The sequence below is a fragment of the Sphingomonas mali NBRC 15500 genome (assembly GCF_001598415.1).
In the GTDB taxonomy this organism is placed as follows: Bacteria; Pseudomonadota; Alphaproteobacteria; order Sphingomonadales; family Sphingomonadaceae; genus Sphingomonas; species Sphingomonas mali.
Window position 1 is genome coordinate 23,928 of sequence record NZ_BCYX01000028.1, and the last position, 23,973, is coordinate 47,900.

Genomic DNA, 23,973 nt, shown 5'->3' on the forward strand with positions numbered 1-23,973 from the left:
GGAGGCGGCACACGATGACGAGCAACGAAGGCGAGGCGACGGCTGGTCGGCCGGTCAATCAGGCCGCGCGCCTTTCCGATTTTCAGCGTGAGCGTAAGCGGCTGATCCGCCTGGCGTACCGGATGCTTAGCTCGTTCAGCGAAGCCGAAGACGTCGTGCAGGATGCCTGGTTCCGATGGGAACAGGTCGACGGGCGCGTCGATTCACCGGCCGCCTATCTGACCCGGGTCGTCACCCGACTGTGCCTCGACCGCCTGAAATCAGCGCGTGCGCGACGCGAGCTTTATATTGGCCCGTGGCTGCCCGACCCGATGATGGAGTCCGGCAATCCTGAAGAGACGATCGCCGACGACATCACCGTGACCCTGATGTTGGCCATGGAACGCCTGTCGCCGCTCGAACGTGCAGCCTTCCTGTTGCACGATGTATTTGACACGCCGTTGAATGAAGTCGCCGTGACGCTCAACCGAAAGCCGGCCGCGGTCCGCCAGCTGGCCTCGCGTGCGCGCAAGCATGTTCAGGCTGCCCGGCCGCGCTTCAATGTCGAGGCGGCCGAGGCGAGGCGGATAACGCAAGCCTTCTTCGATGCCAGCCGCGACGGCGATACCGCGGCGCTTGCATCGCTGCTCGCCCAGGATGTCGAGATCCATTCGGACGGCGGCGGCAAGGTCCTGGCCTTCCGCAACATCATTCGTGGCCTTGACCGCGCGCTGCGCCTGTTCGCCGGGCTGCGACGCAAGAACGCGCCCACACCGCGACTACTGCACACCGCTGAGATCGATGGCCTGCCCGGCTATGTCAGCATCGATAGGGGGGTGGCTCAAACGACCGCCCTCGATATACGCGACGGCAAGATCACCGCGATTTACATCGTCCGAAACCCCGAAAAATTGCAGCATCTGACCCGCGATATGATCGACGGCGCGACGTCGGCTTCCGGGGCGGGTGAGACTAGTCCGCAGTGACCGCTATTGGGGCGCATTGCTGCCAAACGGTGTCACGCCGACCGAGCGGCAGGTTTGGGCAGAAGCTGCCGTTAAAGCGCGACCCGCGAGCGACGCATCTTGGTCGAAAGCAGACGAGGCTGACCCTGAGGCATCATCCGAGGCATGCTTGCGGCACTGCCGAGAAAATGTCTTCCTCGATCGGACACTTATGATCCGAAAGCGACAGCGGGCATGTCTTTCGAACTCGGCAGTCAGAGCTTCCGTTTCTTTCCCTCGAAGCCGTCCTTCACGTCGTCAATCCAAGAGGTGATCTCCCGATCGCTCCAACGGGAGGCGAAGGGCGAGACTTGTAAGGTGCGGGGAATTTCCCTTCTGAGATCAGTCTGTAGTTCATCGACTTACCAAGGCCGACGCGGCGTTTCACCTCATCCAGCTTGATGAAACGATCCGATGATGGGCCGGCGCCGTTCATCACGTCGCTCAGCGGTCCGGGTTTTCCACGGAATAGAACATCGGATTGCGTAGCCAGGCGTTGATCGCAGATTCGCGCCAACCGGCGCAACGAGTGCTGATTTGGACGTTTTTCGGGAACGTGCCGTCCTGCATCTTGCGGTACATGGTCGAGCGGCTGAGGCCAGTCCGGTCCAGGACAGCATTGATCCTCAGAATCCGGTCGGGGTTGTCAGTCTGCATGATTTCACCTCGTATCGAATGCGGCGTCGTGGTGTTCTCTCGGGCACCACTAGAACTCCGCACAGTCACCCGAACAACGGCGCTATTCGGCGCGTAAGGGAGTGCTGCGGCCGGATACGGCCAGCTTTGGCGGCCGAGGCGATCAACGTTGCGCAGCAAGAACGATGACAGGGGTCTCAAGGCGTCTCAGGCCTGCGGCCTGACCGCGCTCTATGCCGCTTTGCGCGGCACCGAGCCGCTGTTCGCGTCTCGGCCCATGCGGGTGACGATCACATGACGTGAGCGCCGGAGCTATGCTCCGGCTTGATGGTCATCGCGCTGGCGCGATGGCGTGTGCCTGCCGGCACCGGTGTGGCGGGATGGGCGTCGCTGCCCTGTGGTCCCGCCGCGGCGTGCCGCAACCCCTTCGGGGTCTTCCACTTCGTTCCAGCCTGAAGGTGCTGCCCGCCTCGTTCGGCGGGACCTTTGGTCCGCTCCTGCCGCCCATCCCGCCCTTCCGGCGCCGGCTGCGGTGGTCTGAGAAAGGAGCAAGGAAGATGAAGGATCGTCAGAGCCTCTACGCGCAAGTGACCGACCGCGTGATCGTTGAACTCGAGCAGGGACGGCTTCCCTGGGTGAAGCCATGGGATGCCGCCGCTTGCGGGTGCGCCATGCCCGCCAATGGGGTTACTGGGCGACGCTATTCGGGGATCAATGTGTTGATCCTTTGGGCAGCGGTGATCGAGGGCCGCTACGCCTCGCAGCGCTGGCTGACCTATCGGCAGGCCGAGCTTGTGGGTGGCCATGTCCGCAAGGGCGAGCGCGGCACAACCATCTGTTATGCCGACCGCTTCACGCCGAAGGGTGAGGAACAGAAAGCGCGCGATGAGGACCGCGACGCGCGGCAAGTGGCGTTCCTCAAGCGGTTCACCGTGTTCAACGTCGATCAGTGCGAAGGCCTCCCCGAAGACCTGACCCGCATCATCGCGCCGACCGAGCTTGCCGACCTGCTGCCGTCAGTGCAGGCGATCATCCGCGACAGTGGTGCAGACATCCGGTTTGGCGGGGGCGAAGCCTATTACGCGCCGTCCGCGGACTATGTCGCGGTACCGCCGCAGGCCGCATTCCCCGAGCCGATCAACTGGTATCGCACCATGCTCCACGAGCTTGGCCATTGGACCGGTCACCCGTCCCGGTTGGACCGCAATCAGCAGGGGCGTTTCGGGAGCCCGGATTATGCCCGCGAGGAGCTGGTCGCGGAGATGGCGAGCGCCTTTGCCTGCGCGTCGCTGTCGATCCAGCCGACCGTGCGACATGCCGATTATATCGGTAGCTGGCTTGCCGTGTTGCGTGAGGATGAAAAAGCGATCTTCCGGGCGGCAAGTGCTGCCAGCAAGGCGGCGGACTTTCTTCTTCGCTTCGCTCCGAACGAAGGGGAGGCGGGGCAATGACCTCCCGCAGCAAGCGAGCGTTGGAACGGACTCTGGCCCTCCATGAGGAAACGGCGGAAGGCACGGCTGACCCAGCCGAACTGGCCAGGCTGGACCATGCAGTGCGGCGCGTGCCGCGAAGGCAGCGCGAGATATTCCTGGCGGTTCGCCTCGATAACCTCAGCTATGTCGAGATTGCCGATCGCACCGGCCTGACCGTCGCCCAGGTCGAGCGGCTGTTCGCCGAAGCGCTCACCAATCTCTCTCGCAATCTCGACGATTCGCGCCGCCATTGGTGGCGCCGATGGCTCGGCTGATCCGCATGACCTCGCCCGGCATCGTGCCGGGCGAGGTTGGCGCCATGCTCCTCTATCTGTAGGACGAAAGCGTGAAGACCGATCTCGATCATTTGCCGCAATCCAAGCAGCAGGAGCTGGAGCGTATCCAGCGCATCCTGCTCGAGGAATTCGAGGTCGCGATCGGCCAGGCGACCAAGCTGCACAAGCGCGACGGCAAGGTCTACAAGATCATCCTGTTCGGCAGTTACGCGCGCGACGACTGGGTCGACGAGCCCGAGAACGGCTATCAATCGGACTATGATCTGCTCGTCGTCGTCAGCCACGAAGACCTGACCGACATCGCGCATTACTGGTATGTCGCCGAGGATCGGATCCTGCGCGATCCCGCCATTGCGCGGCCGGTCAACATCATCGTCCATTCGCTCGACGAGGTGAATTCGGCGCTCAAGCGGGGCGAGTATTTCTGGGTCGATATCGCGCGTGACGGCATCGCACTTTACGAACTGCCCTGCCATCCGCTTGCGACGCCGATGCCGCTGACGGCGGCAGACGCATATCGGATGGCGAAAGAGTATCTCGAACACTGGCTCCCCAGCGCTGATACCTTTTTGCAGAACGCTCGTGACAACGTTGCAAGAGGTCGGCCGGTCGAAGCGGCCTTCTTGCTGCACCAAACGGCCGAGCGCTTGTACATCTGCTTCCTGCTTGTCCGGACGCTGTATTTCCCGCGCTCGCACAACATCAAATTCCTGCGCTCCCTTAGCGAGGATAAGGAGCCTCGCCTTGTCGACGCTTGGCCGCGCGCAACGAGGGTTGATCGCAGCCGGTTCGAGCGCCTCAAGCGCGCCTATGTGGAGGCGCGATATTCGACGAGCTACGCAATCACCAATGAGGACCTGGACGCGCTCGCAGCATCGATTGCGCGCCTGCGCGGCATCGTCGTCGAGGTATCCGAAGAACGGCTCACAGAGCTAAAATCGCAAGCCGGCGCCTGACCGGTCGCGACGGCGTGCCGCGAGGTCTAGACGAGATGGACCGCCGCCCATAATGCGCCGCCGCCAATTAGGGAGCACCATTGATGAACACGACTGACCTCGCTGAACACATCGCCGCCGCGCACGACGTTTCGAAGGCCGACGCGCGCAAGATCGTCGATGACGTGATCGCAGCGATTGCTGACGCGGCTGCGAAGGGCGACGAGGTCGCGCTCAACGGATTCGGCAAGTTCAAGGTCAAGCATTCGCCCGCTCGCCAGGGACGTAACCCTTCGACCGGCGAGCGCATCGATATTGCGGCGTCCAAGAAGCTGACCTTTGCGCCTGCCAAGGCGCTCAAGGACAAATTGAACGGCTGATGGGGATTGATGCGGTCCGAGCCTTTCTGGAGGCTCGGGCACCCGACATCGCCATTATCGATCAGGCCTCGAGCACCGCGACCGTGCTCGAGGCCGCTGCCGCGCTTGGCGTGGCACCAGGACAGATCGCCAAAACGCTCTCGCTGCGGGTCGGCGATCGCGTCGTGCTGGTCGTCGCTTCGGGCAACGCACGGCTCGACAATCGCAAGGTCAAGGTCGCGCTCGGCGGTCGGCCGCGCATGCTTGCCGCCGACGAGGTCGAGCGGCTGACCGGACACCCTGTTGGCGGGGTTTGTCCGTTCGGATTGGCCGAGCCGCTTCCCATCTATTGCGACCTGTCGTTGCGACAATTCGCGGAAGTCTATCCGGCCGCCGGCTCGCGAACCGCATCGGTGCGCTTGAGCCCCGACCGCCTCGCCGAACTGGTCGATGCGGAATGGGCCGATCTCTGCTCGCTGCCGTCACCGGTCTGACGTCCGGGCCTCAGCCTGATCGGCTGCGGCATCGCCAAACGCACGCTTCCCGCGTCGACGCCAGAGCAACAATTGTGACCCGCGATCCTCGCCGCGCAGTCTGGCGGCTGCTTCAACCAGGACGCCGAGTAGGACCGCGCGGTCGTCATCGGTCAGTTCAACCAGACCGGACTTGGCAACCAGGCCGCCAAGCTCGATCAGTTGCCGCGTCCGCTCGCGCCGCTTCACTTGCCAGTCTCGCGTATCGCTACGCGCCCGGCGCGCCAGCAGGCGGTTTCGTGTGACCGTCATTCGCCGCGCCGCCGCCCGCGTCGCGATCAGCGCCGCCAGCATTGCGCCGCGACTGCTGAAAGAACGCAGCGCCGCGCTTGCGCCAGCCCTCCTTGATCGCTGGGTCCTTGCTTTCGACCGCAGCGATCAGCGCGCCGGCCAGTTCTTCGACCGGAAACGCGTCGGCGCCGGTTGCGATCACCAGTTCGCCGAGTTGGTCGCGCTTGCGGTCCCGGAGCTGCCTGGCCTTGTCGTTCAGTGCTTTCAGCTCTGCGTCGAAATCGCGCGGTTTGCGCATCGTCCGTCCTTTCCATTGCATTGGTCGGACGGCCCAGTTATCGCTCAGCTCGATCAGCCGCAATGCGTTGAAATGTCCTGGGATTACCGCGTCCCGAGATAGATGAAATCTTTCGAGGGCGCGCTTATACGTCGTGCCGACGTGCTCGAATGGGAGTAATTGGACGATCGCCATGGCGATCTACCATTTCTCCGCAAAGGTCATCTCCCGCGCCAACGGATCGTCGGCGCTTGCGGCTGCCGCGTACCGCTCGGCGTCGCGATTGCACGACGAGCGCCTCGACCGACATCACGACTTCTCGAACAAGACCGGCGTCGTCCATTCCGAGGTGATGCTGCCCGACGGCGCGCCGGAACACCTCTCCGATCGCGAGAAACTGTGGAACGAGGTCGAGGCGGCCGAGAAGCGGATCGACGCACAGCTCGCACGCGAGATCGAGTTCGCCATCCCGCGCGAGATGACCCAGGAGCAGGGGATCGAGCTGGCCCGCGACTTCGTCCGCGAGGAGTTTGTCGACCGCGGCATGATCGCCGATCTCAACGTCCATTGGGACATTGGCGCCGATGGGCTCGCCAAGCCGCACGCGCATGTCATGCTGACCATGCGCGAGATCGGCGAGGACGGCTTCGGCCCCAAGGTCCGCGAGTGGAATCGCACCGACCTATTGGAGAAATGGCGCGCGCGCTGGAGCGAGCACGTCAACCAGCGATTGGCCGAGCTCGATATCGACGCGCGGGTCGATCATCGCTCGCTTGAAGCCCAGGGCATCGACCTGGAGCCGCAGCACAAGATCGGGCCTGCCGTATCGCGGATGGCGGCGCAGAGCCTGACCTCCGAGCGGCTCGAAGAACATCATGCGATCGCTCGCGCCAATGGCGAGAAGATCATCGCCAATCCCAATATCGCGCTCGATGCGATCACGCGGCAGCAGGCGACGTTCACTCGTCGCGACCTCGCGATGTTCATTCACCGCCATAGCGAGGGGAAGGACCAGTTCGATCGGGTGATGGGTGCGGTGCGCGCAGCGCCGGAGCTCGTCGCTCTCGGCAAGGATGGGCGCGGGGAAGAACGGTTCACCAGCCGCGACATGATCGAGACAGAGCGCCGGCTGGAGCGCGCCGCTGACCGCTTGGCCGAACGTGTCAGCCATGGTCTCCCGGCGGCCATGAAAGGGGGGATTATCGCGGCCGCCGGGAGTGACGGCCTGCGTCTTGGGGAAGAGCAACAGGCCGCGCTCAAGCACATAACCCGGCCGCATGACCTGGCAATCGTCACGGGCTATGCGGGTACCGGCAAGTCAGCCATGCTGGGCATCGCGCGCGACGAATGGGAGCACGCCGGCTATCGCGTCCTGGGTGCGGCGCTCTCAGGCATCGCCGCCGAGAATCTCGAAGGCGGATCGGGGATCGCGTCGCGCACGATCGCCAGTCTCGAGCATCAATGGAGCAGCGGACGGGAGTTGCTCGACGAGCGCTCGGTCCTGGTCATCGACGAGGCCGGGATGATCGGCACGCGCCAGATGGAGCGGATTGTCTCCGAAGCCGAAAAGCACGGCGCGAAGGTCGTGCTGGTTGGCGATCCCGAACAGCTCCAGGCGATCGAGGCCGGAGCTGCGTTCCGCGCGCTTGCCGAACGTCACGGGAGTGTTGAGATCACCCAGGTTCGCCGCCAGCGCGACGACTGGCAGCGCGATGCGACCCGCCATCTCGCGACCGGCCGTACGGCTGAGGCGATTGCGGCATATGATGACCGCGGGCAAGTCCACGCAACTGATACTCGCGAGCAAGCGCGTGGCGACCTGATCGATCGCTGGGATCGCGATCGCGCTGCCTCGCCGGGCGCGACACGTATCATCCTTACTCACACCAACGACGAGGTCGGCGCGCTCAATATCGCAGCGCGCGAGCGGCTTCGGTCGCGACGCGCGCTTGGCGAAGACGTAGCGATCCGCGTCGAGCGGGGCGAACGAACGTTCGCTCGCGGCGACCGTGTCATGTTCCTCAGGAACGAACGCAGCCTGGGCGTGAAGAACGGTACGCTTGGAGAGGTGCGATCGGCCACGCCAAGCCGGATGGCGGTCTTGCTCGACGATGGCCGATCGATCGCGTTCGACGTCAAGGACTATGCCGCCGTCGATCACGGCTACGCCGCCACCGTGCACAAGGCGCAAGGAATGACGGTCGACCGTGTCCATGTGTTGGCGACGCCGGGGATCGATCGCCACGCCGCCTATGTCGCGTTGTCGCGGCATCGGGACAGCGTCGACCTACATTATGGCCGAGACGACTTTGCCGATCGGGGCAAGCTGATCGCCACGCTGTCGCGCGAGCGCGGCAAGGATATGGCATCGGATTATCTCGACCTTGGGAATTCCACACCAGTTGCTGCCTCTCCCTCGCGTGCGTACCCAGCGCCGATCGAACCGCGCGAGCAGCCGCGCTCGACGCTTACCCGCCCGGGTCATGAAAGATCTGACGTTCCCGCGCTATCCGACGCGGTCGCTCGACATGGCAGGATCGTCAGTGCGATGCGCTTCGCGCACCGGGTCGGCGATCCCTATTCCGCCGAACAGCGGAGCGAACTGGCTGCCAGTCGCGCGGCGCTCGAAAGCATCGCGCAGCATGGCGCGAACGACCTCGAAGCGGCGTTCTCCGCCGACCATCGACTGATCGGCGAGGCGTCCGCGGGGCGGACGCAATCGGTCATCCGCGCAATGCAGCTGGAGACCGAAATGCGCAACGATCCCAATTTGCGCGCCGATGTATTCGTGCAACGCTGGCATGCGCTTGATCGGCAGCGCCGGCTGTTGATGCGCGAACAGGAAACGGGCAAGGCAGCGAGGGTTGCGGACTCGATGATCGGTATGGCCAAGGGCCTTGATCGCGATCCCCAGGTGGAGTCGATCCTGCGCAATCGACGCCAGGCACTCGGTCTGCCCAGTGCCGTCAAGCAGGGGGTGGGGAGAGAGCTTGCCGACATGATGGCGCGAACACGATCACGTGGTCTGGATATCGGCATGTGATGACGAACGGCCGCTACGCGCCCCAATTTGGTCGTTAACGCGCGTCCGCCGGAGCCCGAAAGCGGTCCTTCGCTCAGCGCATCGCCTAATGTCGCTAGCGCCCTATTTCTTGCCGTCAGCGCCGTCATTGCGTTGCCCGCCCGCGGGCAATCGTTCACCGTCTGCGGCAAAGGGTGGCACGCGCCACATGTTCGGACGTTGATACGACCCATCGGCAGCCGCAGAATCAACGACGCTTCGATTAGAGAGACCGGTTATGAAACTTGCGCAAACCGGCGCACTGCACATTGCGTATGATGAGGTTGGCTCCGCTGATGGTTGGCCGGTCGTGCTTTCCCACGGTTTTCCTTACGACATATGCGCCTACGAAGCCGTTGCGCCGCTCCTTGCCGCCGCGGGAGCGAGAGTATTCATGCCCTATCTTCGGGGCTTTGGGCCGACGCGGTTTCGACATGCCGAAACGATGCGGTCCGGACAGCAGGCAGCATTGGCTTCAGACCTGATCGGCCTGCTGGATTCGATTGGAGTCGAACGGGCGATTCTCGCCGGCTATGACTGGGGCGGTCTCGCCTCCTGTGTTGCGGCAGCCCTTTGGCCCGAACGCGTGGCGGGCCTTGTGTCGCTCGCCAGCTATGACGTGATCGACATCGAACGAATGCGGCACCCGTTTCCGCCCGCTCTGGAGTCGGTGATGTGGTATCAGCATCTCTTCCAGACCGAGCGGGGTCGCGAGGGTCTCGCCGAGAATCGGCGCGACCTTTGTTGGCTCTTGTGGCGACAATGGTCCCCGAACTGGAACTTCGATGAAGCGACGTTCGAGCGTACCGCGCTATCGTTCGACAATCCCGACTTTGTCGACGTTGTCATTCATTCCTATCGTTTCGACTTCGGACTTGCGGCAGGGGACCCGGCCTATGAGGACCTCGAAGTGCGTCTTCGGAAGAAGCCGAAGATCTCGGTTCCGGCGGTGACGCTCGACGGCGAAGATGATCCGCTGAAACCGGGCGGGACGGCGGATCAGGCAGACATGTTCACTGGGCCGCATGAACATCGGACGATCGCCTCGGGCCACAACCTTCCTCAGGAACGCCCGAGTGCTTTCGCTGACGCCGTGCAAAAGGTCCGCAAAATGTTGATCGAAAGCGGCTGAGACCGGAAGCTGCCGGGACGCTTCACCATGCTCAGTCGTTCGCGTCGATATCTGTCAGGTGGGTGCCACCGAACGGCGGGAATCGGGTGGTTGGAAAGCAGTTCGGCGGCTTTGCGGCGGACGACTCGGCGAAGCCGCCGTTGACAGATCGCCTCAACGAAGCACGGTATTAGGATCCACCAGACGAACGTCATGCATCTGGTTGAGATACGCCTCGTAATATCCTTTGTGCGAGGCTCCCACAATCGCCAGCAGCCGCATACCGGGGTAGCGGCCGAGCACGTCGCGGATGTTCGCCACCATGCGCAGGTTACGCGTTTCCCAATAGCCTATATAGTGCCGTCCGAATTGTTGCGGCGAGGGCTCGGCGAGCGCCGCACCGAAGTCGGATCGGTACGTCAGAGTGGGGGCGGCCGCAGCATTGTACGCACGATACATGTTCAAAATGCCGTCCGGCCGCGCCAAGTTTTTCTTCAATCGAGCGTCTTCGGCCTGTCGGGCATGGGTCGCCGGATTGTCCCATGCGCGTCCGATCGCGTCGGCGGAGGCCTTTCGCTCCGCTGGATCCGCGCTGTCGGGCGTGTCGGCAGAATGATCGTCCACGCTCCAAAGGCGCTCCAATCCCAGGCGAGCAGCGAGCACAGCGGACACCAAGTTCGTCTCATTAGGACGACTTTCGGCCTTGTTGAGCATGTCTACCAGTTCATCGTTCAGTCCGTCACCCGCGCGTCGTTCGGCCAGAGGCAGCCTGAGCCACTGCACCAGTGCCGAGCCAGGTTCCCCCGCCGCCAAAAAGACTGCCGCTAAATGCCGACGCTGCGCAGGTGACGGCGCAGGCGGCCAAGCGGTAAGGAGGCGCTCAACTTCAGCATTGGCACCGGGCACATCCAGGCCAGTCGCCCGACCCGCCGGACTAGGGTCGGGACAGTATCTCTGGACCGTCTCTGCATATCGCGATGGATAGCGGCGCAGATTGTCGCATTGAATGCCCGAGAGGTTCTCGGTGGCAATCCCTGTCGGACGCCACGACGCGAGCCGATCGAGAAGCGGCGACAGCATCGCCGGCGATAGCGTTTCCGAAAGTCCTGATAGATGGCCTGTTCCCAGGACAAGCACTTCGTTCGGGGCGCCGACGGGCGGCCCTTTCAACGTCTCTGGACGAAAGGATGGCCTGTAATCCTGCGCACGGGCGGCACCTAGCGAAAGGAGTAGGAAGACGATCGCTCCGGCGAGCGAAAGATATGCCGAGCGGCCGGAGATGAAGCATCTGGGAAGTGACATAGATCCTTACTACACTTAGTGAGTTGCTTGCGCAACACACCGAGCCTGCATGCGATCCTCGGAGCAAGAGGACCGTCTGGTCCTGGCAAGGCACCAATTCTCGCCGCAGTGGCTCGCTAAGATAAAACCGCCACCCTGCCGGAGGGAAGGTGCGAGGGAAGCTCAGGCCGGTTCGTCAACCCGCGCTTGCAGGAAAGTAGATTTGCAACTGGAACACTGCCGGCGGCAGGCTGGCCGGTTGGCCCGCTAGATCGACCAGCGGACGATGGCTTGCTGCGAGCAGGGGTGCCGCAGCGTCGCGGAAAAAGCCGCTATGGACAAGCGGTGACCGGAACGCACCAGCCCCGGTTTGGCCCTCGACGACCCCGATCCCAGTGTACCCGGCCGCACCAAGACGCGCCGCCAAGACGTCGATGGTCAACGCGTTCAGCCGCTGAATATATTGAGTGACGCAATCGGAGCACTGCACTTCTGTGGTGGTGCGCCATCGCGCGAAGGTCTCAATGCGGAGTTCGTCATACCGGGTCACGCCCGGCTTGCAGAATCGGGTTTCCGCCCATTGGCGCAAGGTACCATCCGCTCGGCCGCACGCGCGAGTCGATACCACCACTTGGCTCGGAAACAGGGGGTTGGACGCAGCGGACCTAGCCCCGGCGGCTTCGATGAATTCGGCAAGTGTGGCGGCGCCTCCCGGCGTGGCGGCTCTGTCCAGGCGCTCGATCAGGAGCGGAATGATCTGGTGTAATTCGAGATTGGTTTCGAATCGACGCTCGGTCGAGATAGCATTAGCAGCCGCGCTCTGTGTCGTTGGGCGAGAGGGCCCAGCGCTCGACAAAGCGGCGTCAGGAATGTCGATCGCGATCGGGTTGGGTTGGCTGCCCGGCGCATAGGGCGAGTATGCCCAAGTCCGTCCAGGCGAGGCTGCCGGCTCGACCGACATACAACCACTCGCCGCGAGCCCCAGTATTACGATCGTCAGCAAACCTCGCGCCCGCTGGAGGTTGGTGCGGAGTGGAACGGTATGTCCGATTACATACGACCGATTCGAAGAAATACTCTGGCCCACCAACACCCTCGCGAAGAAGCAATGCAAAACCCCATGAGATCGTGACGATGTACTCGCTCTCTTCTGGTAGCACTTAGTCGAGCCCGAACAAAGATGACCATGCAAACTTTCAAGCGTTAAGGTGCGACCGTTTTGGGCCCGCGTCACGGCGGAGTGCAGACCGCTAATAGGTGCTAGCTCCCGTTCGGGTGAGTCTGATCCCGAAGGGCAACTATCGCGCATTCGGCTCCCGAAATCGGACTGGCAACTAACGGCCCAAGTTCCGCCGTTAGAAATGTGCCGCGGCGAAGGGCTGCTTCTGGGCCGCTTGCGGACTCGCGGCTTTTAGGTTCGAACCTCCGTAAAGCCGACAATGATTACCGCCTTTGCACGAGCGTTGTGGCCAACGCACGGCCTGCTAAAACTGAGACTGCGAACAGGCACAAACCAAGATGCATGCGGGGTGCGCGACTTTCATATGATTCACCCACATCAGAACGGCGGCCCCAAACAGCCGCGTTCCATCCGGCTTCCGTCGAATCGCGCGCTAATCCAGTCGACGATCTGGTTCGCACTTGGCTGCGTAGACGGCAGATGAGAGGGCGCCAAACAATCGCTACCTCCCGGCACGCTTAGCACGCGTTGGAACAACGCCGTTGACTCAAGGCATACAACGGCCCGTAAAAAGGCATGGTCTGTTATGGTGAAAAAAACTTCTACTTGGAGTCAGCATGTCCCACCGACCCACGAACAACATCGTCGTCGAGCCGAATACGCGCCGTCAGGGAACAACCCGAGCAACTATCCCGAGCCGTTTGCCTCTATGATGAGCGGTCGAACTAAGGGAAGCGGGCTGCCAGTGATATAGACGCGATACCCGCATTGAATGAGGACCTGTAACTCCTCAATATCTACGTGAATTGTAGGTCCGTTCAGAACATTCGCGACCAACACGTGCGTGCTAACGCATCGGTAATGTTGCGGGCGGTGCGACCTTCTTAACCACGCTGCGGTATTTGGCCGATGCAAGGAGATAGTCGTGCTAGGCCAATTGAAGCTGTTGCATGCACAAATGCTGGCGTGCCTCGATGAGTTGGAATCGCTGACCAAGCAAAGCGACCCGCCTATTGATCGGTTGCCGGCAGTGAGGCTCGCACTCACGCGCGCGAGTCGAAACCGCACGGCATTGTTGGATCGCCTTCATGGACAGGTTGTCATGCTGGCAGCGCCCAAGCACAAGAAGGAACTGGAAGCGCTCAAGGGCGAGGCAAACGACAGTCTGATCCTCTCATCACAACATATCGGATTATGGACGTTGCGCGAAATCGTCGCGCGATGGCCCGATTATTGCGCGGCGTCGAAAGACCTGCGGGCGGCGATGCGTCGGCGGATTTCGCGTGAGGCCGAACTGATCTATCCCCTCCTCGATAAGATCGCGTCACCAATCGAATGACCCTTGCTCGGTGCGCCCGACGCGGACGATGCACCGGTGGCAACTGCCGCTCATCGATCACCGCAATCCGCCGGGCACCGCCGAGAGCACCGCCGGCCGCAGACCGAGTGCGCCCGATGTGGACGCCCATGATTTGGATGCCGTCGGGCTGGAAAGCAGATAAATTGGATGGAGCCAAGGCTCGCCGCTGTTAAGCCCGTGCCGGCTAGGCGAGATTTGCAGGGTCTGCTTGGAGTTGCGGTCGATAAACAGCGCACAAACCATCACGCTGTTGGGAACTCGCCATCGCCAGCCGCGTAATCTATCGGCGGCCGGTTGCATCATGCCTGGCATCGGCGAGAGCGACAGAACCACGCCGAACACTACCTCAGGCATGGAGAGGACTTCCCGTGCGGGTAAGTGACTGTACGACTGGAGCGGCGCGTTTCATCGATCGTAAAGAGACGCTCGAACAGGTTGCACGGATGATGGCGGAGATCAAAGTCGACGCTCTGCCTGTCGGCGAAAATGACCGCATAGTTGGTATAATCACTAATCGCGACATCGCCATCCACTGTATCGTTCAAGGACACCCTTCCGATACCAAGGTGGGCGATGTGATGAGTAGCGAGTTCCTTTGTTGCTTCGATGACGACGATGCCGAAGGTATGCTCGATAAAATGGCCGAAGCCCGACTCCACTGCATACCAATGCTGAATCGCGGGAATGAACTGGTAGGGATGATTTCGATCAGTGATCTGGCGAGGGCCCGGACGCGCTTATTAGCAGTTGTTGAGTGAGATCGCTCGATCGAGCGGCTCGAACAGGTTTACGGGAGATCGCCTCTAGCGTTCTGTTAAACGACTGCGGATTAGCGTTATCCGGTCGGCCTCCTCAACGAGTTTCTCGTATGAATCGGCAAGCTCGTTGAGCGCGGCCAGCGTCTTGGAGTCTTTCTCGGTCTTGGCGAGCGCCCGTGCTTCTGCAGCACGGCTGGCATAGTAATCCCGCTGCTCGGTCGTTGGCATAGACGTCGAATATCATTGAGACTGCGTAGGGTTCAAGCAGGGCGACTGCTCTTGTGGAGATTGCAGCGGAAGCGTGCTGGCCACATTGATCTACTTTAATGGCAATGCGCGGGAAGGGGGTCATGAAAACGCGCGAAGTCGGCGCCGATTCCCAATTCCCGGTGTCGGCTTCTTTTTCAGCTATATTCAGCCAGAGTCCTGACATGGAGCTGTGGTTAGGGTTGGTGAGACCATTAATGAGCCGCTAGCGTTGGTGCCCCGGCAAAACGTTGGGGGATCGCCGAGGCACCGAGCGGAAGCGCGTCGCGCTTCCAATCTTGGTAGGTCTACCTTTAATTGGCGACGACTACGAGGAATGGTCCAAAAGGCGCTCCCGACGTTCGCCTATTGTCGATAAAATAGAATCGATACTGGCTCCTGCTACTCTTCGAGACGGGTGGCTCACAGAAGTGGGCTGTGCAACTACGAGGGTTATCCTCTTTTTCGTTGCGCCCTCCGTTCATATTCCTCAGCGAACTTGAGGTGTACGGCGGCTGCGACAGTGCCGTCGCAGATACCTGCTTTTTGCCGTTCCTCGTTTGCTCGGCGTGTATAATATGCCCGATCGTCGATCTCGCTTCCACTAGACATCTTACTCTCCCAAGCAAGATTCCGCAGTCGAACCCCGCGCCGATATGAGTATGCCCTGAGCTATCAAGAAAGGGTTGAGATCACATGGCATATTTGGAATAGTCGCGTTGAGATCGCTTGGTTGCTACTATTGTCCATCTTCTGGTGGTTCATTGAGGTGCCACAGGCGCCCGAATGCGGGAATACAACCATGACGAAGCTTGTCTGCCTTATTGGGCTGCATCGACGCGACCCCGCAACGTCCAGGGCCGAGGATGGGCGCTATATTGCCGAATGCATCGGATGCGGCCGGCGCATGGTCTGGAACCTATCGGGCTGGAAGCTGGATAGATCTCGAGCGCGGCAGACGGATAATTGACTGGCGGTTTGGTCTCAGGGCGCGCTAACGAAATACCAGTTAGACGAAATGACGAAGATCGCGCGAGGCGCCAGAAGCCGGCTACGAGGCTCGTTTTATACCCTGGAGCCGGAGTGGCTAGCGATCCGAGTGCCAATTGGGGCCAGGGAGCCAGCTTCGTGAGCTTGATGCGCGTCCCCACGCTTTGCTTCGTTCCTATGGCGATTGGTGTGAGGTGAGGGCCTCGTTTCGATGCCCCCTTGCCACTCTTTGCGCTCGACATAGATCCCAGGCGTTTCGCCGAGCATCAAGTTTCCACAGGCCGGACGGGACGGACGGGACGATAGGGGCGGCGGCTCGCGCCACTTGTTTTGCGAAGAACCATTGCAGACAGACCCAAGGCGAGGCGGGGACGAGGGGGGACTTGCCCCCGCCTCTAGACCGGTTCGGTATCACTGGGTCGGCTGAGCTGCTACCCATTTTGGTCAATACGGACGCTATTTGTCGTGATCGCCCAGTTCAGACGTGTCGACGTCGAACCAGCGCACCAACCACTTGCGATTCGTCCATTCTCGCGCTGTCCTCGTTGCATATCGCGCAACGCCGTCAGTTAGTGAAAGCTGACAATTGTCTAGGGCGAAATAAAAACTTGGTATTCCGAGCCAATTCGAGAAAGTAAACAATTGTTCGGCACTTGCCGCGTTTTTGATCCGCCAGTGATTCCGTGGTATGTCTACGCATCAATTGCCCCTCGGGAGGCGACATGGACATTGAACAACCAGCATCGCTTTGGCGCGACATATGCTCTACGCCCGCAGGTCAAACGCGCCATCAAAAGGAGGTCGCGCATGGCCCCTTATTCGTCATGGCGGCGGGATATTTAGCACTACAGCCTCCTTTCCGAACAGAGTTCCACGTCCGCACAAAGCATGGTGAAATCGACCCAACTGGAATTGAAGAGGTGGTCGACGAATGGCGCCGCCGTCTGCTCCATTGAACGCGCATCTGCCCGTCACGGGAAGACCGTGAGCGCCAAGGCCGCCAACGGGCAATAGTCGCACTTAGTCGTCAGCTGCCATCCAGGAATACGTCCACTTTCGGCCGTTCCTGGCGGCATCTATTGGCGCCACAGGCTGTCGTTCGTCCAGGCAGGTGTCGCCTGCATTTTTATGCGACGGCGCGGTTTAACGGGCATCCGATGACCGTCAGTTCACATGCGTCGAGCGAGCGAGAGCAGTCATCATAGGCTACAGACCATTGTCGGGGTCGCGACTCCGGAGGCGTCGGATAGGCGAAGCCGAACCACATTGTACCACTTCCGGCCCAGCGGCTTAATGAGTTCACAGCCTAGTTCTCTATGATCTCTCGGATACGATCCGCTAGGATTTCCATTTGGAACGGTTTGGTCAGGACAAACATGCCGTTGTCGAGACGGCCTCGGCCGATGACGGCGTTCTCCGCATAGCCCGTAATGAACAGCACTTTGAGGCTGGGCCGGTTGACCCGCGCCGCATCTGCGACCTGTCGGCCATTCATTCCGCCCGGCAAACCGACGTCAGTGATCAGCAGGTCGATCCTCGCGTTGGACTCCAGCACCTTGAGGCCTGCAGGGCCATCCTGGGCCTCGATCACGGCATAGCCTGACTCCGCGAGAACTTCAGCGATGAGCATGCGGATCGTAGGTTCGTCGTCGATGACGAGAACTACCTCCCCGTCGCCAGCGGCTTCCGCGGCCGCCATCTGGGCAGGTTCCTCCTCGGGCGGGGCATCCCCGGCATGCCGGGGCAGGTAGAGGCACATGGTCGTACCTTGGCCAATCTCGGAATAGACTCTGACCTGACCGCCCGATTGACGGGTAAAACCGTACACCATTGAGAGTCCGAGCCCGGTACCTTCGCCCAGTGGCTTGGTCGTAAAGAAGGGGTCGAATGCCTTGGCGATGACGTCGGGTGACATTCCCGTTCCCGTGTCGGTCACGCAAACGGCGACATATTGACCCACCGGCAAATCGTGCTTGCGCGCCGCCCGCTCGTCGAGCCACTTGTTGCTGGCCTCGATCGTCAGCTTACCGCCGTCGGGCATTGCGTCGCGGCCGTTGATGCAAAGGTTGAGAATGGCGTTTTCCAGCTGGTTTGAGTCGACCAGCGTCGGCCACAATCCACTCGCACCGACAACTTCGACCTCGATGTCCGGCCCGACGGTACGTCGGATGAGCTCCTCGACGTCTGCTAGAAGACGGTTCACGTTGGTCGGCTTGGGGTCGAGGGTTTGCCGCCGAGAGAACGCCAGGAGGCGGTGGGTCAGCGCCGAAGCTCGTCTTACCGCGCCTTGGGCTGCCATAAAGTATCGATCGAATTCTGCGGTGCGCCCCTGCGCCATTCGCACCTGCATCATCTCCAGGCTACCGCTAATGCCGGTCAGCAGGTTGTTAAAGTCGTGCGCGATCCCCCCGGTGAGCTGGCCGACCGCTTCCATTTTCTGGGACTGGCGAAGCTGTTCTTCGATTGCCCGTTTCTCGGTGAGATCACGCGTGACCTTGGCGAAGCCGATCAACTCGCCAGCTTCGTTACGGATCGGGTCGATGACTACGCTAGCCCAGAAGCGCGATCCGTCCTTTCGCACGCGCCACCCTTCGGCCTCGAAGCGGCCCTCCCGGCGAGCCGTTTCTAGTGCGAAGCGCGGTACGTCTGCGGCCCGGTCCTCGTCCGTGTAAAAGCGCGAGAAGTGCTCGCCCATTATTTCATCGGCAGCGTAGCCCTTGAAGCGCTCGGCTCCCGGGTTCCAACTACTTATCTTCCCGTCCGGGTCCAACATATAGATCGCGTAGTCGGTGACGCTTTGAACGAGCAGACGGAAGCGCTCCTCGCTTGCGCGCAACTCCAACTCGGCTGCTCTGCGTTCCGAGAGGTCGCGCGTGATTTTGGCATAGCCAACCAGTGTGCCGGCGGGATCGCGAATGGGGTCAATGACAACGTTTGCCCAGAAGCGAGTCCCGTCCTTACGCACGCGCCAGCCTTCTGCCTCGAACCGGCCCTCGCGCTCGGCCCTTTCAAGCGCGATCCTGGGGATTTCCTGTTCGCGCTCCTCGGGCGTGTAGAAGCGGGAGAAGTGGTGACCGATTATCTCATCGGCTTCATAGCCTTTGAAGCGACGCGCGCCCGCATTCCAGCTCGTCACCCGTCCTTCCAGGTCGAGCATATAAATCGCGTAGTCGGTGACACTTTGAACCAGTAGTTCGAACCTGCTGCTCGTACTGGACGGATGTTCGGATTGTGCCATGGCCCCCAAATCTCTAATCTTTGCGTCCTAAACGGAGGCGATCACGCGCCGTTCCCTGGCTCCCACGGTGCTGGGTTGCGCTCACGTCGACGCGCACCAACAAATCGCGAGGGCCATGGCCCTTCCCCAAGAGTCAGATAAGACGCTTGGCTATTTCCCGGTGTATTCTAAGGTCGAGCAGTGTTTCCCGAGCCAATCCACATGCGGCGAAGCCGGCTGACGCGTTATCCGGATGGCAAATCGGGCTTGGCCTCTCGCGCTTCGGGCTCGCTCCGCCTGAGTCTTGAAATGGGCAGCGTCGGACATCCTCTATTAGCGGTCGAGGGGCCGCCCAGTTCCCTGCTACAAAATTGACAGCTGCGCGCCGTCGTCGCGGGTGGTCGATTAAGCGATCAGCGGCGACGCTCGGCGTGGACGAAGCTACCTTTGGACGGTGGGAGAGGGGCAGCGAACCGGCGCGGCAACACGGCGCTGCAGTGGAGGAATTTGTTGGATAGATATGTCCGATTTGGGCCGCCAGCGGTCTGTTCGCTTTCGGGTGACGCACTTGGGAAAGCTGCCGTTCGCTCAGCCCGCTTATAAATCCAGCTCGTGGCATCGACGCTGCAGCGCTGCCCCTGACTCATCCTGCCTCTCCGCGAAGGACTTGTTTGCCCAGCTAGCGGCCAGCAATCTCCCAATGAGCCCGCGCTTTTTGCCGACCGTTGATGTAATGGTAGGTCGCGCTGACGCTTTGACCTAGAGCGCTTCGCGCACTGCCGTCGCACCCTTACCAGCTCGCGATAATAACGAAGACTGCGCTTGTTTTGGCGGTCCTCGCCAGTGTCGCGTCCGCCGTGCCCAAGTCGCATCGATGTCGGGCTGAACGACCGCACCGACCCGATCGTGTTGATCAAACTCTGCCGACAAGAAAAATGGCACATGGATATTCCTTGCAAGGGGATGCGATCGCCAGCGCGGTTGGGACGCGCGAGGCACACCCGCATTGTGAAGGGAGTGAGTAGGAGAATAGAGGCGAATTTCCGCCTCGAGCTCTGGACGCCGCAACAACCATCGCGCGATCGCACCGATTTGGTGGGATATTAAATTGCTCGGAGGTCGAAAGGGCAATAGCGTCTTTGCATCCTAAGTGCGCACCCGCGCGGTCCCGGCCGTATCCCTCCCGCGGTCGGGACCTCTTTTTTGCTTATCGCATCGGCTGAAACGCTGCGCAAATGTCCCACCGAGGTACGTAGCCAATCTGCCGAATGCCCGGAAGTCATTCCAGTCACATCCGATCGCGCAATCATGCGAATGCGAGGGTAGGTGTTCGGTCGCTGGTTTTGTCTAATTAGGCGGCACTCTCCAGATGCGTCGGCAATGCAATGGGGGTGACCTGCTCCCCGGAATTCATGCCATTGATAACTTAGTTCTATTGAGTGTCCGGCCAAAAGGTAGCCTCCTGAGGCGCCCTACCAATCGAGACGGGCGGCGGAGCCGGTCACGCTCGCGCCTTACCCCTGAGCGCCGTTGGAACGCGCGAGCCATCGTAGCCGTTTTGACTGCATGAGCGGCACCAACTCACAGCGCTCGCGCGATATGCAGGCCACCTGGGGCCCAGCGGCTGTGGGTGTTCTCGCTGCGACATGTCTCGGCATTGCCGCGGCAAGGGATACTTTATCCGCCGTGAATCCTTTTTACTTCAGCCACGCGCAGGATCGGGGCACCAGGGCGGTATCGGATGCGTCCGACGGGGCCGATGTGATACCGTCCACCCAACTTCCCGTCGATAACGGCGCCGGTGCGCCTCTATATGCCGAAGCCCGATTCGCGGCTCAGCCGAGTTCCGAACTAGCACCGTCTTTCCTATCTCCGGGCTTCGATCGGAACACGCCCCCGGCCCGCGTAGAGAGTGAAGCCGTTGACGAAGAGCGGAGCGTAGAGCCGGGACAAGTACCGGCATCAGCGGTCTCCGAAACCGCGGCTGCCGACGAGACAGGTCAATCGCTGCAGCGTGATGCGGTCGCCGAACAGGACGCTGCGGATACATCTTCAGACCCATCAGTTTCTCGAGATCCATCAAATTCAGCCGCCGTTGAATTTACCGCCGCCACTGACCGCTGACCGGTCATAGCACGGACGAAAAATCGCATGTTACTGCCGTTCCGCGGACGGTGAGCGCAAGGCGGCGTCAACGCCGGGTCACGACGGATCGGTCTTAGTTGGAATCAGCAGTCCCGTTCGGCGACAGTCAAGACCGCAAACGACTGAGGTCAAGCTTCTGCATTCAGCTGCAACATAAGTCGGCAACCGGCGTTTCGGCATCGCAACAGCGGTGGAGAGCGGTGGTGAACAGGGCGACGACAGGCCTGTCGGGGGCGGGGACCTCGCTTTGAAGTTGCTGAAGAAGCTCGAGCGCCTAGGACCCGGGCTCGTAACGGGCGCGGCTGACGATGACCCCAGCGGTATCGCTACCTACTCACAGGCTGGTGCCCAGTTCGGCACCGGCCTGATGTGGACCATGACGCTCACCTACCCCCTGATGGTCGCGGTGCAACTGGCGAGCGCGAGGGTCGGCAGGGTCACTGGCCATGGTCTCGGCAAGAGCCTCGATAGAGTCCTTCCGCGATGGCTGGTGATAGGGCTTATCGCCCTTCTGTTCGTCGCCAACACGATCAACATCGGTGCCGACCTGGCCGCAATGGGCGAGGCGGCGGCGCTGGTAGTCGGCGGCGGCAAACACGTCATCACCGTCGCCTTCGCGATCCTCTCCCTACTTCTACAGCTGTTCGTCCCCTATCATCGCTACTCGTCGGTCCTGAAATGGCTGACCTTAGTCCTCTTAGCCTATGTGGCGCTCTTGCTGATGGTGAAGGTCGACTGGGCGATGGCGGCTAAAAGCCTCATCATTCCAACGATCGCCGGCAGCGGCGCCGTCACGACCATCGTCGCCATCTTCGGCACGACGATCAGCCCTTACCTCTTCTTCTGGCAGGCAGCCCAGGAAGTCGAGGAGATCGACCAGGTCGATGAGCGGAAGCCACTGAAGCAAAAGCGCTCGCAAGGGCCAGACGCGCTGAGCCGCATCCGCTGGGATACTTTCGCGGGGATGGCTGTTTCCAACATCGTCGCGCTGGCCATCATCCTCGGTACCGCGACCACATTGCACGCGACCGGCAAGACCGACATCCAGAGCGCGTCCGATGCTGCCCAGGCGCTCAAACCGATAGCTGGCAACCTTGCCTTCGCGGTCTTCAGCCTCGGTATCATAGGGACGGGGCTGCTTGCTGTGCCGGTGTTGGCGGGATCGTCCGCCTATGCAGTGTGCGAGATCGGCGGATGGACCGCGAGCCTTGAGCGGCAGCCAACCCGTGCGAAAGCGTTCTACGCCGTTATTGCGCTCGGTATCCTGCTCGGCCTGGCGATCGATTGGTCCCCGGTCAGCCCGATGAAGGCATTGTTCTGGAGTGCGGTCATCAACGGCGTCGCCGCCGTGCCGGCGCTGGTCGGGCTGATGATCGTGGTCTCTAAGCGCAGCATCATGGGCGAGTTCGTAGCCTCTCCTGCGTTGAGGTTCTTCGGATGGCTGGCCACAGCGGTGATGGCGGCCGCGGCGGTGGCAATGGTCGTGGTCTAGGCGAGCAAGTGGTGGCGCGCCTTCCCAATTGCCTGCCGCTTGAAGGATTGGTCGCGGCCGGTCTCGCCCTTGTCGCTGCGCCGGCCGTCGCCAACGACGCTCCGCCGACCTTCTCGCTGTCCGCTCGCAACACGCTCGACGGCTTGGTCGTGGCCGGCGTGCGGCGGGATGCTGTGCTTCTCGACAAGCTGCAGCTATCCGCGACCATTGCCGGCGACGATCTGGGGCTCGCTGGCGTCAGCGTCCATGGCCAGATCTTTCGGGTGGACGGGGCGAGCCCTTCGGCGCGGATTGGCGACATCCAGACGGTCGACAATATCGACGCCGCACCCGTCACGCGGCTGTTCGAGGCTTGGGTGGAAAAGAAGTTCGGCAATGCAGACCGATCGCTCGCCGTGCGCGCCGGGCTGATCGATCTCAATGCCGATTTCGATTCGATTCAGACCGCGGGCCTGTTCCTCAATTCCTCGCACGGCATCGGCGCCGATCTGTCGCGTAGCGGTGTTGACGGACCGTCGATCTACCCGGTTACCGCGACCGGCCTGCGCATGAGCTGGCTTCCGTCCAAGGCCTGGACGGTCCGCGTCGCGGCGTTCGACGGTGTCTCCGGTGACCCCGGCCACCCTAATGCCCTTGTCCGCGAGCGCCTCGTGGGAAGCGACGGCGCGTTGCTCATCGCGCAAGTCGACTATCATCTGAGCGATACCGCCAAGGTCGAGGCGGGCAGCTGGCATTACACGCGCGCGCGCAGTGACATCGGATCCAGTGGCATGGGGCGGGGGCAGGGCGTCTATGTCTCGATCGAGGGCCCGCTGCCGGGCGCGAAGAAATGGAGTGCCTGGGCGCGTGCCGGTGTCGCAAACGGCGACGCTCAGGTCGTCGACGGCTATCTTGGCCTTGGCGTGGTGCGTACCGGAACGTTCAAAGGGCGAAAAGATGATCGCGTCGGGCTGGCGATCGCGCGGGCCTCCATCGGCGAAGCGGCGCGGACCGCCTTCAATCTGCCACAGGCCGAGACCAGCATCGAGGCGAGCTATCAATGGAAGATGGGCACGTCGTTCGCGGTGCAGCCCGACGTGCAATATGTGCGGCACCCCGCCGACCTTGCGCGTGCCCCCAGCGCGCTGGTTTTCGGATTGCGAATCGTTGCCACGGCCGGTTTCCCGAAACAGGCGCCAGCGGATGCGGCGTCGGACCCCACGGTCCCGGCCGACGGGCCGCCCGGAAGCGATGCCGACACCAATCCGTGATCGGTGCGGGGGCGCCGGTTCGACGGATGGAAGACCTAGGCGGGTGAGCTTGGATGTTGCCGGGGTTTGCGAAGGCGAGGTGCGCTCTTATCCGGGTGCGTTTGTGGAATGTCGCTCAAGCGATTGGCACGATCATGCCCCTATCGTCAGGCCGATAAAG

21 protein-coding genes are annotated in these 23,973 nt (G+C 61.7%); 12 read left to right on the forward strand and 9 right to left on the reverse strand.

Going from position 1 to position 23,973, the window contains the following annotated elements:
- The first annotated feature begins 14 nt into the window (after positions 1-14).
- Positions 15-965, forward strand: coding sequence for a sigma-70 family RNA polymerase sigma factor (locus tag SMA01S_RS17450; protein WP_066825303.1), 951 nt, complete (start codon positions 15-17; stop codon positions 963-965).
- 268 nt (positions 966-1,233) lie between these two features.
- Here the strand turns inward: SMA01S_RS17450 and SMA01S_RS24265 are convergent, their stop codons facing one another.
- Positions 1,234-1,419, reverse strand: coding sequence for a helix-turn-helix transcriptional regulator (locus tag SMA01S_RS24265; RefSeq protein WP_084250404.1), 186 nt, complete (start codon positions 1,417-1,419; stop codon positions 1,234-1,236).
- Between the two features lie 8 nt (positions 1,420-1,427).
- The gene (locus tag SMA01S_RS17455) at positions 1,428-1,640 is read right to left on the reverse strand and encodes a helix-turn-helix transcriptional regulator (RefSeq protein ID WP_066825305.1); all 213 of its coding nucleotides are present in this window, start codon (positions 1,638-1,640) and stop codon (positions 1,428-1,430) included.
- 536 nt (positions 1,641-2,176) lie between these two features.
- On the opposite strand from SMA01S_RS17455, the gene SMA01S_RS17460 reads away from it, so the two are divergent.
- The 5 genes from SMA01S_RS17460 to SMA01S_RS17480 all read left to right on the forward strand — a co-directional run bounded on the left by SMA01S_RS17460 (position 2,177) and on the right by SMA01S_RS17480 (position 5,175).
- Positions 2,177-3,070, forward strand: a complete 894-nt coding sequence (locus tag SMA01S_RS17460) for an ArdC family protein (RefSeq protein WP_066825309.1) — start codon at positions 2,177-2,179, stop codon at positions 3,068-3,070.
- A complete protein-coding gene (locus SMA01S_RS17465) occupies positions 3,067-3,366 on the forward strand; it encodes a sigma factor-like helix-turn-helix DNA-binding protein (RefSeq protein WP_066825315.1) in 300 nt (99 codons plus the stop codon). Before SMA01S_RS17460 ends, SMA01S_RS17465 begins: the two co-directional genes overlap by 4 nt.
- Before the next feature lie 71 nt (positions 3,367-3,437).
- Entirely contained in the window at positions 3,438-4,343 is a 906-nt protein-coding gene (locus tag SMA01S_RS17470; protein ID WP_066825317.1) for a nucleotidyltransferase and HEPN domain-containing protein, read from the forward strand.
- Between the two features lie 83 nt (positions 4,344-4,426).
- Positions 4,427-4,702, forward strand: a complete 276-nt coding sequence (locus tag SMA01S_RS17475) for an HU family DNA-binding protein (RefSeq protein WP_066825320.1) — start codon at positions 4,427-4,429, stop codon at positions 4,700-4,702.
- Positions 4,702-5,175, forward strand: a complete 474-nt coding sequence (locus tag SMA01S_RS17480) for a YbaK/EbsC family protein (RefSeq protein WP_066825323.1) — start codon at positions 4,702-4,704, stop codon at positions 5,173-5,175. The genes SMA01S_RS17475 and SMA01S_RS17480 overlap by 1 nt, the downstream gene beginning before the upstream one ends.
- On the opposite strand, the gene SMA01S_RS17485 is transcribed toward SMA01S_RS17480, so the two are convergent.
- Both SMA01S_RS17485 and SMA01S_RS25390 read right to left on the reverse strand, forming a co-directional pair.
- Positions 5,164-5,466, reverse strand: coding sequence for a conjugal transfer protein TraD (locus SMA01S_RS17485; protein WP_066825326.1), 303 nt, complete (start codon positions 5,464-5,466; stop codon positions 5,164-5,166). The genes SMA01S_RS17480 and SMA01S_RS17485 overlap by 12 nt on opposite strands.
- Positions 5,423-5,917 carry a conjugal transfer protein TraD gene (locus tag SMA01S_RS25390; RefSeq protein WP_369405673.1) on the reverse strand — a complete coding sequence of 165 codons (495 nt, stop codon included), beginning with the start codon at positions 5,915-5,917 and terminating at the stop codon, positions 5,423-5,425. Before SMA01S_RS25390 ends, SMA01S_RS17485 begins: the two co-directional genes overlap by 44 nt.
- On the opposite strand from SMA01S_RS25390, the gene traA reads away from it, so the two are divergent.
- Both traA and SMA01S_RS17500 read left to right on the forward strand, forming a co-directional pair.
- Positions 5,916-8,765, forward strand: coding sequence for a Ti-type conjugative transfer relaxase TraA (traA, locus tag SMA01S_RS17495; RefSeq protein ID WP_066825329.1), 2,850 nt, complete (start codon positions 5,916-5,918; stop codon positions 8,763-8,765). The genes SMA01S_RS25390 and traA overlap by 2 nt on opposite strands.
- Before the next feature lie 256 nt (positions 8,766-9,021).
- Entirely contained in the window at positions 9,022-9,915 is an 894-nt protein-coding gene (locus SMA01S_RS17500) for an alpha/beta fold hydrolase (protein WP_066825331.1), read from the forward strand.
- 153 nt (positions 9,916-10,068) lie between these two features.
- Here the strand turns inward: SMA01S_RS17500 and SMA01S_RS17505 are convergent, their stop codons facing one another.
- Positions 10,069-10,974 (reverse strand): DUF5694 domain-containing protein, encoded by a 906-nt coding sequence (locus SMA01S_RS17505; RefSeq protein ID WP_369405674.1) that lies wholly within the window; start codon positions 10,972-10,974, stop codon positions 10,069-10,071.
- A 397-nt stretch (positions 10,975-11,371) separates the two neighbouring features.
- Positions 11,372-12,178: a hypothetical protein gene (locus SMA01S_RS17510; protein WP_157094010.1), complete on the reverse strand. Its 807-nt coding sequence runs from the start codon at positions 12,176-12,178 to the stop codon at positions 11,372-11,374.
- Positions 12,179-13,292: 1,114 nt separating this feature from the next.
- Between SMA01S_RS17510 and SMA01S_RS17515 the strand changes: the two genes are divergently transcribed.
- Positions 13,293-13,694, forward strand: a complete 402-nt coding sequence (locus tag SMA01S_RS17515; protein ID WP_157094011.1) for a hypothetical protein — start codon at positions 13,293-13,295, stop codon at positions 13,692-13,694.
- Positions 13,695-13,751: 57 nt separating this feature from the next.
- On the opposite strand, the gene SMA01S_RS24660 is transcribed toward SMA01S_RS17515, so the two are convergent.
- Complete coding sequence (locus SMA01S_RS24660; RefSeq protein ID WP_157094012.1) at positions 13,752-14,069, reverse strand: hypothetical protein; 318 nt, start codon at positions 14,067-14,069, stop codon at positions 13,752-13,754.
- 14 nt (positions 14,070-14,083) lie between these two features.
- Between SMA01S_RS24660 and SMA01S_RS17520 the strand changes: the two genes are divergently transcribed.
- Positions 14,084-14,473, forward strand: a complete 390-nt coding sequence (locus SMA01S_RS17520; RefSeq protein ID WP_157094013.1) for a CBS domain-containing protein — start codon at positions 14,084-14,086, stop codon at positions 14,471-14,473.
- Between the two features lie 45 nt (positions 14,474-14,518).
- Here the strand turns inward: SMA01S_RS17520 and SMA01S_RS17525 are convergent, their stop codons facing one another.
- Both SMA01S_RS17525 and SMA01S_RS17530 read right to left on the reverse strand, forming a co-directional pair.
- On the reverse strand, positions 14,519-14,701 hold the full coding sequence (locus tag SMA01S_RS17525; RefSeq protein WP_066825339.1) for a hypothetical protein: 183 nt from the start codon (positions 14,699-14,701) through the stop codon (positions 14,519-14,521).
- A 2,314-nt stretch (positions 14,702-17,015) separates the two neighbouring features.
- The gene (locus tag SMA01S_RS17530; RefSeq protein WP_066825363.1) at positions 17,016-18,947 is read right to left on the reverse strand and encodes a hybrid sensor histidine kinase/response regulator; all 1,932 of its coding nucleotides are present in this window, start codon (positions 18,945-18,947) and stop codon (positions 17,016-17,018) included.
- A 2,371-nt stretch (positions 18,948-21,318) separates the two neighbouring features.
- Here SMA01S_RS17530 and SMA01S_RS17535 point away from each other — a divergent pair.
- Together SMA01S_RS17535 and SMA01S_RS17540 are read left to right on the forward strand one after the other, a co-directional pair.
- Positions 21,319-22,563 carry an NRAMP family divalent metal transporter gene (locus SMA01S_RS17535; RefSeq protein ID WP_066825372.1) on the forward strand — a complete coding sequence of 415 codons (1,245 nt, stop codon included), beginning with the start codon at positions 21,319-21,321 and terminating at the stop codon, positions 22,561-22,563.
- Positions 22,509-23,813, forward strand: coding sequence for a carbohydrate porin (locus SMA01S_RS17540; protein WP_066825340.1), 1,305 nt, complete (start codon positions 22,509-22,511; stop codon positions 23,811-23,813). Before SMA01S_RS17535 ends, SMA01S_RS17540 begins: the two co-directional genes overlap by 55 nt.
- The last annotated feature ends 160 nt before the right edge of the window (positions 23,814-23,973 follow it).